The 13,133-nt window shown below is 71.5% G+C and carries 12 protein-coding genes; 8 read left to right on the forward strand and 4 right to left on the reverse strand.

What is annotated here, in order from left to right; translation table 11 throughout:
• Nucleotides 1-123 precede the first annotated feature (123 nt).
• The 4 genes from recF to dnaA all read right to left on the reverse strand — a co-directional run bounded on the left by recF (nt 124) and on the right by dnaA (nt 6,385).
• Nucleotides 124-1,257 carry a DNA replication/repair protein RecF gene (gene recF / locus OH807_RS21395; RefSeq protein WP_406201269.1) on the reverse strand — a complete coding sequence of 378 codons (1,134 nt, stop codon included), beginning with the start codon at nt 1,255-1,257 and terminating at the stop codon, nt 124-126.
• Nucleotides 1,258-1,306: 49 nt separating this feature from the next.
• Nucleotides 1,307-2,182: a phosphogluconate dehydrogenase (NAD(+)-dependent, decarboxylating) gene (gene gnd, locus OH807_RS21400; protein WP_406201271.1), complete on the reverse strand. Its 876-nt coding sequence runs from the start codon at nt 2,180-2,182 to the stop codon at nt 1,307-1,309.
• Between the two features lie 216 nt (nt 2,183-2,398).
• Nucleotides 2,399-3,529, reverse strand: a complete 1,131-nt coding sequence (gene dnaN / locus OH807_RS21405; RefSeq protein WP_406201274.1) for a DNA polymerase III subunit beta — start codon at nt 3,527-3,529, stop codon at nt 2,399-2,401.
• 957 nt (nt 3,530-4,486) lie between these two features.
• Entirely contained in the window at nt 4,487-6,385 is a 1,899-nt protein-coding gene (gene dnaA, locus OH807_RS21410; protein ID WP_406201276.1) for a chromosomal replication initiator protein DnaA, read from the reverse strand.
• Between the two features lie 453 nt (nt 6,386-6,838).
• On the opposite strand from dnaA, the gene rpmH reads away from it, so the two are divergent.
• From rpmH to OH807_RS21450, 8 genes are all read left to right on the forward strand, one after another.
• Complete coding sequence (gene rpmH / locus OH807_RS21415; protein WP_148643823.1) at nt 6,839-6,976, forward strand: 50S ribosomal protein L34; 138 nt, start codon at nt 6,839-6,841, stop codon at nt 6,974-6,976.
• Nucleotides 6,977-6,995: 19 nt separating this feature from the next.
• Nucleotides 6,996-7,424, forward strand: coding sequence for a ribonuclease P protein component (rnpA, locus tag OH807_RS21420; protein WP_406201279.1), 429 nt, complete (start codon nt 6,996-6,998; stop codon nt 7,422-7,424).
• A complete protein-coding gene (gene yidD / locus OH807_RS21425; RefSeq protein WP_406201281.1) occupies nt 7,421-7,792 on the forward strand; it encodes a membrane protein insertion efficiency factor YidD in 372 nt (123 codons plus the stop codon). Before rnpA ends, yidD begins: the two co-directional genes overlap by 4 nt.
• Nucleotides 7,789-8,964, forward strand: a complete 1,176-nt coding sequence (gene yidC, locus OH807_RS21430; protein WP_406201283.1) for a membrane protein insertase YidC — start codon at nt 7,789-7,791, stop codon at nt 8,962-8,964. Before yidD ends, yidC begins: the two co-directional genes overlap by 4 nt.
• 71 nt (nt 8,965-9,035) lie before the next feature.
• A complete protein-coding gene (locus OH807_RS21435; protein ID WP_406201285.1) occupies nt 9,036-9,566 on the forward strand; it encodes a protein jag in 531 nt (176 codons plus the stop codon).
• A 182-nt stretch (nt 9,567-9,748) separates the two neighbouring features.
• Nucleotides 9,749-10,618 carry a 16S rRNA (guanine(527)-N(7))-methyltransferase RsmG gene (rsmG, locus tag OH807_RS21440; RefSeq protein ID WP_406201287.1) on the forward strand — a complete coding sequence of 290 codons (870 nt, stop codon included), beginning with the start codon at nt 9,749-9,751 and terminating at the stop codon, nt 10,616-10,618.
• 370 nt (nt 10,619-10,988) lie between these two features.
• Entirely contained in the window at nt 10,989-11,939 is a 951-nt protein-coding gene (locus OH807_RS21445) for a ParA family protein (RefSeq protein WP_406211100.1), read from the forward strand.
• Complete coding sequence (locus tag OH807_RS21450) at nt 11,936-13,024, forward strand: ParB/RepB/Spo0J family partition protein (RefSeq protein WP_406201290.1); 1,089 nt, start codon at nt 11,936-11,938, stop codon at nt 13,022-13,024. The genes OH807_RS21445 and OH807_RS21450 overlap by 4 nt, the downstream gene beginning before the upstream one ends.
• Nucleotides 13,025-13,133: the final 109 nt, after the last annotated feature.

Raw genomic sequence — 13,133 nt, forward strand, 5'->3', positions numbered from 1 at the left:
GAGCCGTCCAGCGTACGGGAACGGACGGAGGGCGGATGCCGGCGGACCGCGCAGGCCCGGGCGGGAAGTGTGGGCCCGGGCGGGAAGTGTGGAGGAGTGGAGGAGACCGTCGCCGGACGGAGCTCAGGCGTCGACCCGGCGCACCGCGTCGTCGGCCACCGCGTACCGCGCCCCGGCCAGCGCCTTGGGCACGTCCTCGGCGACCGCCGCGGTGACCAGCACCTGCTCGCCGCCGGCGACCAGCTCGGCCAGCCGGTCCCGCCGGGTCGCGTCCAGCTCGGCGAAGACGTCGTCCAGGATGAGCACCGGCTCGCCGCCGTCCGCGCGCAGCAGCTCGTACGAGGCCAGCCGCAGCGCCAGCGCGTACGACCAGGACTCGCCGTGGCTGGCGTAGCCCTTGGCGGGCAGCGGGCCGAGCTTGAGCAGCAGCTCGTCGCGGTGCGGGCCGACCAGCGTCACCCCGCGGTCGACCTCCTGCTTGCGGACGGTCTGCAGGGCCTGCAGCAACTGCTCCTCGGCCTGCTCCCGGCTGCCCGGGAGCTCGCCCTCGAAGGAGCTGCGGTACTCCAGCAGGGTCTCGCCGCCACCGGGCGCGAGCTGCCCGTACGCGGCCGTCACCAGCGGCTGGAGGGCCGCCACCAGCTGGATCCGGAAGGCGGTCAGCTCGGCCCCGGCGCGCGCCAGGTGACCGTCCCAGACCTCCAGGGTGGAGAGGTCGGCGCCCTTGCCGCCACCGGCCCGGCGGGCCATCGCGGCGGTCTTCAGCAGGGCGTTGCGCTGCTTGAGCACCCGCTCGTAGTCCTGCCGGACCCCGGCCAGCCGGGGCGCGCGGGCGGTCAGCAGCTCGTCGAGGAAGCGCCGCCGCTCGCCCGGGTCGCCCTTGACCAGGGCGAGGTCCTCGGGGGCGAACAGCACGGTGCGCAGCAGGCCCAGCACGTCGCGCGGGCGGACGTTGTCCGAGCGGTTGATCCGGGCGCGGTTGGCCTTGCCCGGGGTGATCTCCAACTCGACCAGGGTGGTGCGGGTGCCGGCCACCACCGAGGCGCGGACCACCGCCCGCTCGGCGCCCAGCCGGATCAGCGGCGCGTCGGTGGCCACCCGGTGGCTGCCCAGGGTGGCCACGTAGCCGATCGCCTCGACCAGGTTGGTCTTCCCCTGGCCGTTCGGTCCGACGAAGGCGGTCACGCCCGGGTCGAGGGACACCTCGACCCGGGCGTAGGACCGGAAGTCGGCGAGCGACAGATGCGCGACGTGCATGGCTGTGGACTGCGCTCGCCTTCTGTGGACGTCTCTGCGGAGGGCCGGACTACTTCGACTCGACCGCGTGGCCGCCGAACTGGTTGCGCAGCGCGGCGATCATCTTCATCTGCGGCGAGTCGTCCTGGCGGGAGGCGAAGCGGGCGAACAGCGAGGCGGTGATCGCCGGCAGCGGCACGGCGTGGTCGATCGCCGCCTCGACGGTCCAGCGGCCCTCGCCGGAGTCGGCGGCCCAGCCCTTGAGCTTGGCCAGGTGCTCGTCGTCGTCCAGCGCGCGGACGGCCAGGTCGAGCAGCCAGGAGCGGATCACCGTGCCCTCCTGCCAGCTGCGGAAGACCTCGCGCACGTCGGTGACCTCGGGGGCGGCCTCCAGCAGCTCCCAGCCCTCGGCGAAGGCCTGCATCATGGCGTACTCGATGCCGTTGTGGACCATCTTGGCGAAGTGGCCGGCACCGACCGCGCCCGCGTGCACCGAACCGAAGTCGCCCTCGGGCTTGAGCGCGTCGAAGACCGGCTTGGCCTTGGCGACGTCCTCGGCGTTGCCGCCGTACATCAGGGCGTAGCCGTTCTCCAGGCCCCAGACGCCACCGGAGACGCCGCAGTCGACGAAGCCGATGCCCTTGGCGGCCAGCGACTCGGCGTGCTTGATGTCGTCGGTCCAGCGGGAGTTGCCGCCGTCGACCACGACGTCGCCGGGGGAGAGCAGCTCGGCCAGCTCGTCGACGGTCGCCTGGGTCGCGGCGCCGGCCGGCACCATGACCCAGACCACGCGCGGGCCCTGGAGCTTGGAGACGAGCTCCGGCAGGCTCTCGACGTCAGAAATGTCAGGGTTGCGGTCGTAACCGATGACGGTGTGGCCGGCGCGGCGGATCCGCTCGCGCATGTTGCCGCCCATCTTGCCGAGACCGATGAGGCCGAGCTCCATGACCAAGTCCTTACCTGTGGTGACATGTCTGCCGGCGGCGCCGTTGCCGCGTTGTCCTGAGCCTACGCGCTGAAGCACGAGGGCCTCCCCCGGTCGGGCCGACCGGGGGAGGCCGTCCACAGGCTGTGCACAGCCTGTGGGTGGAGCGCGCCGGCCGAGCGGTCCGCGGACCGCGGCCGGACGTCGGCCGGCCGGCGGCCCGACGTCGGCGGGACGTCAGCCGGAGAGGCGGACCGGCATGATCAGGTACTGGTAGGCCTCGTCCGCCTCGGTGTCCACCGAGGCCTTGCCGCTGAGCAGGGCCGGCTTGGTCGGCGTGGTGAAGCTCAGCTGGGCGTAGGCGGAGTCGATGGCCTTGAGGCCCTCCTCCAGGTAGCCCGGGTTGAAGGCGATCGAGATGGCGTCGCCCTCCAGGGAGGCGTCGATCCGCTCGGTGGCCTGGGCGTCGTCGCCCGAACCGGCCTCCAGCGTCAGCACGCCCTCCTCGAAGTTCAGCCGGACCGGGGTGTTGCGCTCGGCGACCAGCGAGACGCGCTTCAGCGCCTCCAGGAAGGGCTGGGTCTGGATCGCCGCGATCGCGTTGAACTCGGTCGGGAAGAGGCTGCGGAACTTCGGGAACTCGCCCTCCAGCAGCCGGGTGGTGGTCCGGCGGCCGGCGCCCTCGAAGCCGATCAGGCCCTCGCCCGCACCGCCCGAGGAGAGTGCGATCGAGACGCTGTCGCCGCTGCCCAGGGACTTGGCGATGTCCTGGAGCGTCTTGGCGGGCACCAGGGCGACCGCGGAGATGTCCGGCTGCTCGGGCTTCCACAGCAGCTCGCGGACGGCGAACCGGTAGCGGTCGGTGGCGGCCAGGGTGATCCGGTCGCCCTCGATCTCGACCCGGACACCGGTCAGTACCGGCAGCGTGTCGTCACGGCCGGCGGCCACCGCGGCCTGGCTGACCGCCGAGGCGAAGACGTCGCCCGGGACGGTGCCGGTGGCGGTCGGCATCTGGGGCAGGGCCGGGTACTCGTCCACCGGGAGGGTGGGGAGGGTGAACCGGGAGCTGCCGCAGACCACGCTGACCCGCTGGCCGTCGGTGGAGATCTCCACCGGCCGGTTGGGCAGGTTGCGCGAGATGTCGTTCAGCAGCCGGCCGGAGACCAGCACGGTGCCGGCCTCCTCCACGTCGGCCTCCAGCTCGACCCGGGCCGAGACCTCGTAGTCGAAGCCGGACAGCGCCAGGCTGCCCTCCTGTGCCGTCAGCAGCAGGCCGGCCAGCACCGGCACCGGCGGCCGTGCCGGGAGGCTGCGGGCAGCCCAGGCCACCGCCTCCGCGAGGACGTCACGCTCCACCCGGAACTTCACCGGTAACCGCCTCCTGGATCGAGCGCTCCCGCTCGCACGTCTGGTTCTTCTGATCTTGGTCGTCGGTGCGACCGACCGCCGAGCTCTGCCCACTCGGCATCCGGTTGCCGAGGACAGTCTGACGTACTCCACCGACAGACGGGGCAGACGGGCGGAAGCAACCCGAACGGATGTCGGGATCCGGTTGTCCACAGAATCCGGGCCCACCCGCTTTTGAGCGATTCGACTGGTCTATAGGTGTAGCAGTAGTAGTAGGGCCTGTGGAAACCGTGGATAACCCCGTTTCCGCAGGTCAGCGCGGCTTTTTTGTCCACAGGAGGTGTGGACGGCGGCTGTGGACGGACACGGCCCGCTGTGGACAGCGGAGCGTTACCCACAGGACACGCCGGGTATCCACAGGTTATCCCCAGAGCTGTCCCCAGATCCGGGCCCGGTTATCCACGGGCGCCGGTCAACATTACGTGACGCCTTTCACACCAGGGTATGAACGCGGGCCCACGGTTGTCGAACTGTGGACGCCGCTGTGGACAACCTGGGGATAACCCGGACGGCCCTGGGGACAACCGGTGGACAACCCGGACGGCCCACTGACGGCCCACCAATTGTCCACAGGCTGTGGACAACGGTTGTGCACAAGTCCACAGGCACCTGACCTGCGCGGAAGAGCGTAGCGGTGGCCGGGCTGTGGAGGAATTCTGGATAACTCGGGGCCCACCGGCCTGTGGACGGCGGAGAAGGGGCCCCGGCTGTGGATAACGGCCCTGCGCGCCCGGGCAGTTCGAACCACCGGTCAGGTGTTCGGCGCGGCCCGTGGGCCGGCGGGGCGGCCGTCGGCGGCGCTCCCTGGGGATCCCTGCCCCGCCGGTCCGCCGCGCACACCTGTGGGCACGCAGAAAGGGCGTCAGGATCGCTCCTGACGCCCTTCCGGGTGGCTGGGGGCCGCTCTGCGGCCGGCGCCTAGCTCTTGATGCGGTTGGTCAGTTCGGTGACCTGGTTGTAGATCGAGCGCCGCTCGGCCATCAGGGACCGGATCTTCCGGTCGGCGTGCATCACCGTGGTGTGGTCGCGGCCGCCGAACTGGGCACCGATCTTGGGCAGCGAGAGATCGGTGAGCTCCCGGCACAGGTACATGGCGATCTGACGCGCCGTCACCAGCACGCGGCTGCGCGAGGATCCGCAGAGGTCGTCGACACCCAGCCCGAAGTACGCGGCGGTCTGCTGCATGATGACCTGCGCGGTGATCTCCGGGCCGGCGTCCTCGTCCCCGCCCGGGATCAGGTCCTTGAGCACGATGCCGGCCAACTCCAGGTCCACCGGCGCCCGGTTGAGGTTGGCGAAGGCGGTGACCCGGATCAGGGCGCCCTCCAACTCCCGGATGTTGCGGGTGATCCGGGACGCGATGAACTCCAACACGTCGGCCGGGGCGTTCAGTTGCTCCTGGATCGCCTTCTTGCGCAGGATCGCGATCCTGGTCTCCAGCTCCGGCGGGGTGACGTCGGTGATCAGCCCCCACTCGAAGCGGTTGCGGAGCCGGTCCTCCAGCGTGGTCAGCAGCTTGGGCGGCCGGTCGGAGGAGAGCACGATCTGCTTGTTGGCGTTGTGCAGGGTGTTGAACGTGTGGAAGAACTCCTCCTGCGTCGACTCCTTGCTGGCCAGGAACTGCACGTCGTCCACGAGCAGGATGTCCATGTCCCGGTACCGCTTGCGGAACGCGTCCGCCTTGCCGTCCCGGATCGAGTTGATGAACTCGTTGGTGAACTCCTCGGACGACACGTAGCGCACCCGGGTGCCCGGGAAGAGGCTCCGCGAGTAGTGCCCGATCGCGTGCAGCAGGTGGGTCTTGCCCAGCCCGGACTCGCCGTAGATGAAGAGCGGGTTGTACGCCTTGGCCGGAGCCTCGGCGACCGCCACCGCCGCCGCGTGCGCGAAGCGGTTGCTCGCACCGATGACGAAGGTGTCGAAGAGGTACTTGGGGTTCAGCCGGGCGGCCGGCTCGTCCTTGCGGGAGCCGCCGGCCGGGGGAGCGCCGGGGGGCGCCGGGACGCCGGGCACCGCCTGGCGGTCGGGGGCGCGCTCGGCGGGCGCCTTGTCGGTCGGGCGGCCGCCCGGCGGGCGGCCCGCGGGGGAGCGGCGGCCGGCGCCGGTGCGGGGGTGCTCACCGGGCCCGGGGCCGTAGGCGCCGCCGAACAGGTCGCCCTGGGTGGTCGCGGGCGGACCGGGGAGCGGCCGGGGGGCCTGGCGCGGGCCGGACTGGTCCTGGTCGGAGTAGCCGCCCTGCTGCTCGGGGTAGCCGCGGTGGTTCTCCCACGGCTGCGGCTGGGCCGGCCCGCCGTACGGCCCGGGGTGCCCGCCGCCGTAGGAGGGCTCCTGGCGTTCCTCGTACCCGCCCGTCCCGTACTGGTCGCGCTCGTACTCGGCCTCGTAGGGCCGCTCGTAGGCCTGGTGGTTCTGGTGGTTCTGGTGTCCCGGGTGGTTCTGCGGGCCCGGGCCCTCGTGGCCCGGGTGCGGGCGCCGGCCGTAGTCGCCGCCCTCGGAGTGCGGGTACGGGTCGGCGGCGGGCGGCTCGGCCGGTACGGGGGCGGTGGGGACGGCGTTGGCGTCGACCATCACGGCGATCCGGACGGGGCGGCTGAGCTCGCGGCTGAGCGCCTCGGTCAGCTGCGGCAGCAGCCGGCCCTCCAGCACCTGCTTGGCCCGCTCGTTGGGGGTCGCCAGCAGGGCGGTGTCGTGCATCATCCACATCGGCTGGGTGCGCTGCACCCACTGCTTGTCCATCTCCCCGATGTCCGGGTCGCTGACCAGCCGCTCGACGACCCTCGCCCAGACCGGGACGAGGTCGCTGTTGACATCAGCCACTGGTGCACGCTTTCTCGGTTCCCCGCGGCTCCAGCAGGGGTGGTGGATCAAGAGACTGTGGAACGGGGGTCCGTCGACGCAGAACAAACCAGACAAGTCCTGCAACGGTAGTCAGCGAACAGAGCCGGATCAAGTCGTTGTCCACAGGCTGTGGGCGACGGGGCCGCCGAGGGGCCGCCCGGGGACGGCCGTGCCGACCCGTTCGAACGGCTGGTTTGACCCTCGCGCCCCGTCCCGCGTACCGTAACCAGGTCGAGTTGTCGATGGCCGCTGCCGCATGTCCGCGGGTCCACCCGCTCCATAAGGCGCGCAGCACGGGCGCCGTGGATTGCCTGAAACCCCAGCCGAACTGGGGTGATGGGCCGGATTTCCGTATCAGGGGAGATCACGCGGACGCACGGTGACGGCCAAGCGACTTCCCGTCATCCTACGATTCACCTCAGGAGCCCCCGAGTGAGCAAGCGCACCTTCCAGCCGAACAACCGTCGCCGCGCGAAGACCCACGGCTTCCGGCTGCGTATGCGTACCCGCGCCGGCCGTGCCATCCTGGCCGCCCGCCGTGGCAAGGGCCGCAGCGCCATCTCCGCCTGATCCGCGCCAAGAGTCTGTTGTGCTGCCCTCCGAAAACCGGCTGCGGCGGCGCCAGGACTTCGCGACCGCAGTGAAACGCGGTCGTCGGGCCGGCCGGCCCCTACTGGTCGTCCATCTCAGCAGAGACGGTGACCTCAGGGGCCCGGCCGACCGGACCAGCGACTCCCGCCCGCACGTCGCCGAGGGGACTCCTTCGGCGCGTGCGGGTTTCGTCGTGAGCAAGGCCGTCGGCCCGGCCGTCGTCCGGAACCTGGTCAAGCGCCGGCTTCGCCATCTTGTCCGTGATCGTCTGTCCAGGCTGCCCACCGGTAGCCTGATAGTGGTGCGTGCGCTGCCCCAGGCCGCGTCCGCCTCGTACCAGGACCTCGAACGCGACCTGGACGCGGCGCTCAAGCGGTTGCTGAAGGCGGAGCCCGCCTCGACGGCGCCGACGGGAGCAGGGCGATGAAGTACCTGCTGATGGGTCTGATCAGGGTGTACCAGTGGACCATCAGCCCACTGCTCGGTCCGGTCTGCCGTTACTACCCCTCCTGTTCGCACTACGGCTTCGAGGCCGTGAAGGTGCACGGGGCGGTCAAGGGCGGCGGCCTGACCGTGTGGCGCATCCTGCGCTGCAATCCGTGGACGCCCGGCGGGGTCGATCATGTTCCGCCGCGTAAGCACCCGGTGTGGCACCGCCGACTGCGCGACCTGCTGAGTGGCCGGTCCGCCGCCGGACAGCCGGTGACCACGCCCCCCGCCGGTCCGGACCCAGAGGGCCCGGCGACCATTGGTCCCGTGGGGCCGATCCCAATGTCCAAGGAGCCTGACCGGTGACCTTCTCCTTCCTGAACCCCCTGTACACAGCGGTGTCCTGGATCATCGTCCAGTTCCACTCGCTGTACAGCCACATCTTCGACCCGGACGGTGGCTGGGCCTGGGGTCTGGCCATCGCCTCCATGGTGGTCGTGATCCGGATCTGCCTGATCCCGCTCTTCGTGAAGCAGATCAAGGCGACCCGGGCCATGCAGGCGATCCAGCCGAAGATGAAGGCCATCCAGGAGCGCTACAAGAACGACAAGCAGCGCCAGTCCGAAGAGATGATGAAGCTGTACAAGGAGGCGGGTACCAACCCGTTCTCCAGCTGCCTTCCCATCCTCGTCCAGGCGCCGTTCTTCACCGCTCTCTACGGTGTGCTGGCCTCGGTCGCCAAGGGCAAGCCGATCGGCGTCATCGACGGCCCGCTGCTGACCAGCGCCGGCAAGGCGCACATCTTCGGTGCCCCGCTCTCGGCGACCTTCGTCAGCAGCCCGGAGACCAGCGTCAAGATCGTCGTCGCCGTGATGATCATCCTGATGTCGCTGTCGCAGTTCATCACGCAGCGCCAGCTGATGACCAAGAACATGGACCTCACGGTCAAGACGCCGTTCATGCAGCAGCAGAAGATGCTGATGTACGTCTTCCCGATCATGTTCGCCGTGATGGGCATCAACTTCCCCGTCGGTGTCCTCGTCTACTGGCTGACCACGAACGTCTGGTCGATGGGCCAGCAGCTGATCGTCATCCGCAACAACCCGACTCCGGGCAGCAAGGCCTGGGACGAGCGCCAGGTGCGGCTGAAGAAGCAGGGCCGGCTCAACCCGGACGGCACCGTGATCAAGGGCGCGCTCTGGGGCATCCTGCCTCCGAAGAAGGCGGCCACCAGCGCCTCCGCGGCGGCCGTGGTCGAGGACTCGGTGCAGGTGCGCCGCCAGCAGCCGCGCAAGCAGACCAAGGCGCAGCGCCAGCACGGCGGCACCCAGACCGCCAGCCTGACCAAGGACGACGCGGCCCCGGCCGAGGAGACCGCGCCGACCCCCGAGGCCGTCCCGGCCGAGTCCGGCAGCACCAAGCCGGCCGCGAGCCGGCCCGGTGGCGCCAAGTCGGGCCCGGCACGGCAGCAGGGCGGCCGGCAGCAGCCGAGGCGCGGTGGGCAGGGCGGCGGCCAGCGGCCGAAGAAGAAGCCCTGACCGACCGCGAAGCGCCCCCCGAACCTCGTTCCCGGCCCACCACCCGGGCCCATCCCCGAAGGAGTCCATCAGTGACGGAAGGCACCACCTCCGCCGTCGAGGTCGAGGACGCTGCCAGCGCCGACGAGAGCCTCATCTCCCGTCTGGAGCAGGAGGGCGACATCGCGGCGGACTACCTGGAGGGTCTGCTGGACATCGCGGACCTCGACGGTGACATCGACATGGACGTCGAGGGCGACCGCGCCCTGGTGTCCATCGTCGGCGAAGGCAACGACCGCGCGCTGCAGCGCCTGGTCGGCCAGGACGGCGAGGTGCTGGAGGCCCTGCAGGAGCTGACCCGGTTGGCTGTCCACCGGGAGACCGGCGAGCGCAGCCGCCTCATGCTGGACATTGCCGGCTTCCGGGCCCGCAAGCGGTCCGAGCTGGCCACGCTCGGCGCCGAGGCCGCGGAGCAGGCGAAGAGCACCGGGGCGGAGGTCAAGCTGCAGCCGATGACGCCCTTCGAGCGCAAGGTCGTCCACGACGCGGTGGCCGCGGCCGGTCTGCGCAGCGAGTCGGAGGGCGAAGAGCCCCAGCGGTTCGTCGTCGTGCTGCCGGTCTGAACCCGGGGAAGTCGATGACCGGCCGCTCCGGCGGCCGGTGGCCTTCAGAGGACCCGACCCCGTCCGCCTCGTGCGGGCGGGGTCGTTGTCCCTTCGCAGGGTGTGGCTGCCCGGCGAGAGATGTTTCACGTGAAACGGTGCGGAGAAGCGGGTCGGTGGATCCGGGGAGCGGAGAGGTCGAGATGGACACGGAGAGCGCAGCTGCCGGTGAGCCGGTGGCGGGTGCCGGGGGTTCGGCCGCCGAGGGCCCGGCGGGTCCGGCGGGCCCGGCCGGCCCGGCTGGGGAGGCTGGGGAGGGCACGGCCGCCGAGCAGCCGGGTACGGCCCCGGAGGTCGCCCGGGAGGTCTTCGGCGACCGCTACGACGCCGCGGTCCGCTACACCGAGCTGCTGGCCACCGCGGGCGTCCAGCGCGGGCTGATCGGCCCGCGGGAGGTGCCCCGGCTCTGGGACCGGCACGTGCTGAACTGCGCGGTGCTGGCCGAGCTGCTGCCGCCCGGCTCCACCCTGTGCGACGTCGGCTCCGGTGCAGGCCTTCCGGGCATCCCGGTGGCGCTGGCCCGCCCGGACGTCTCGGTGACGCTGCTGGAGCCGCTGCTGCGGCGGACCACCTTCCTGGAGGAGGTCGTCCGCGAGCTCGGTCTGGAGAACGTCACGGTGCTGCGCGGCCGGGCCGAGGAGATGGTCGGCAAGCTCGCGGTGGACGTGGTGACCGCCCGGGCGGTCGCTCCGCTCGACCGGCTGGCCGGCTGGGGCCTGCCGCTGCTCCGCCCGCACGGCCAGATGCTGGCCCTCAAGGGCGACAGCGCCGAGCAGGAGCTGGCGGACTCGCGGGCCGGCCTGGCCAAGCTGGGGGCCGTCGAGTGGACGGTGATCTCGGTCGGCGAGGGCACCCTGGAGACCTCGACCCGGGTGATCCAGGTGAAGGCGGGGGAGAGCCCCGGCGGGGTGAAGGCGGCCACCCGGCGGGCCAAGGCGGCCCGGGCGGGGCGTACCGCCGGTGTCGTGCGCGGCACCGCGAGCGGTCGCAGCGGGCGGCGTCGCAGCCGCTGATCCACGCGGTCGCACGCGGTCGCACGCGGTCGCACGGGGTCGGCGAGGGCCGGCGGTGATGCAGGCGAACGGGCGGGTGGTCCTCGGACCACCCGCCCGTTGCGTTCCGTCCTGGCCCCGCCGGCGCCCCGGTGACGCCCGGGTGACGGGCGGGGGACCGTCCGGATGACACCGGAACACCGGAGTGTCGCACCGTCAGAATTCCGACATTGCGGGCATGGTGTTTCACGTGAAACGTCGCTCCCTGCTCACCGACAGTCTCGACCTGCGGCTCCGCCGCGGGCTCGGCCTCTTCCGGGCGGCGACTGTTGCCGCTCCGGTTCCACGTGAAACACTGACCTCCATGCAGGACTCGGAGACCATCGACCAGATCGATGACACGCCCATCGCGCGTGCTGCCCAGGCTGCGGTCCAGGCGATCGGCCGAGCGGGCGAAGGGCTGCCCCGGCCCGCGGCCACCCGGGTGATCGTGGTGGCCAACCAGAAGGGCGGGGTGGGCAAGACCACCTCGACCGTCAACATGGCCGCCTCGCTCGCCATGCACGGACTGCGCGTCCTGGTGGTCGACCTCGACCCGCAGGGCAACGCCTCCACGGCGCTCGGCATCGACCACCACGCCGAGGTGCCGTCGATCTACGACGTCCTGGTGGAGGGCAAGCCGCTGGCCGACGTGGTGCAGCCGGTGGTGGACGTCGAGGGGCTCTTCTGCGTCCCCGCCACCATCGACCTGGCCGGTGCGGAGATCGAGCTGGTCTCGCTGGTCGCCCGGGAGAGCCGGCTCCAGCGCGCCATCGCCGCGTACGAGCAGCCGCTGGACTACATCCTGATCGACTGCCCGCCCTCGCTCGGCCTGCTCACGGTGAACGCCCTGGTGGCCGGCCAGGAGGTGCTGATCCCGATCCAGTGCGAGTACTACGCGCTGGAGGGCCTCGGCCAGCTGCTGCGCAACGTCGAGCTGGTCCGGGCCCACCTGAACCCCACCCTGCACGTCTCCACCATCCTGCTCACGATGTACGACGCCCGGACCAGGCTGGCCGCGCAGGTCGCCGAGGAGGTCCGGACGCACTTCCCGCAGGAGGTGCTGGGCACGGCGATCCCGCGCTCGGTCCGCATCTCGGAGGCGCCCAGCTACGGTCAGACGGTGCTCACCTACGACCCGGGTTCGACCGGTGCGCTCTCCTACCTGGAGGCCGCCCGGGAGCTGGCGATGCGGGCGGTTTCCGCGGGACGCAACGGCTCGTTGGTGGGGCAGCAGCGGGACGGCGAGCCGGGGCAGGGCGCCCCGGTCGCGGAGCACAGTACGACGGAGGGCAATCGGTGAGTGTGCGCAGGGGTCTGGGACGAGGGATCGGGGCGCTGATCCCGGCCGACACATCGGCCTCCGGTGTGACGGTGGCGGAGTTCGCACCGGCCCCGGTGGCGGCGACCGGCGTGGTCTCACCGGCCGCGGTGCCGGTGCTGCCGACCGGGCGCGGCACGGTGGCGGCCAGGGCGGCGGCGGAGAGCCTGCGCGAGCAGGCCGACCGGGAGCGCGCGGCGGCCGAGTCGGAGCTGGTGGAGGTGGCGGGGGCGCGCTTCGCCGAGCTGCCGCTGGACTCGATCACGCCGAACCCGCGCCAGCCGCGTGAGGTCTTCGACGAGGACAAGCTGGCCGAGCTGGTCGCCTCCATCAAGGAGGTGGGCCTGCTCCAGCCGGTGGTGGTGCGCCAGGTCGCGCCCGAGCGCTTCGAGCTCATCATGGGCGAGCGCCGCTGGCGGGCCTCCCGGGAGGCGGGGCTGGAGCAGATCCCGGCGATCGTCCGGGCCACCGAGGACGACAAGCTGCTGCTGGACGCGCTGCTGGAGAACCTCCACCGGGCGGAGCTGAACCCGCTGGAGGAGGCCGCCGCCTACGACCAGCTGCTGCGGGACTTCTCCTGCACCCACGACGGCCTGGCCGACCGGGTCGGCCGCTCGCGTCCGCACGTGACCAACACGCTGCGGCTGCTGAAGCTCCCGCCGTCGGTGCAGCGCCGGGTCGCCGCCGGGACGCTGACCGCGGGGCACGCCAAGGCACTGGTGAGTGTGCCGGACGCGGAGCGGCAGGAGGAGCTGGCGAAGCGGATCATCGCGGAGGGCCTCTCGGTGCGGACCACCGAGGAGATCGTCAAGCTGATGAACCCGGAGCAGAAGCCCAAGCGCCCGGCGGGCCCGCAGGCCGGCAAGCTGCTCTCGCCGGCCTTCAACGACCTGGCGAGCCGGCTCTCGGACCGCTTCGACACCCGGGTCAAGGTCGAGGTCTCGCAGCGCGGCGGAAAGCTCGGCAAGGGCAAGGTCGTCCTGGAGTTCGGCTCGGTGGAGGACCTCAACCGGATCCTGGACAGCCTGGCCCCGGGTGAGGACGGTCTCCGGCTGTCGCAGGGCTGATCACGCCGAGGACGCGACCCGATGGGTGCATGCTTCACGTGGGCGGTGTTCCACGTGGAACATGCACCCATCGGCGTTCGGGGGGAAGGCTCGACTGTGACGTGGACGT

Origin of the sequence: Kitasatospora sp. NBC_01560 (assembly GCF_045208415.1) — a bacterium.
Lineage (GTDB): Bacteria > Actinomycetota > Actinomycetes > Streptomycetales > Streptomycetaceae > Kitasatospora.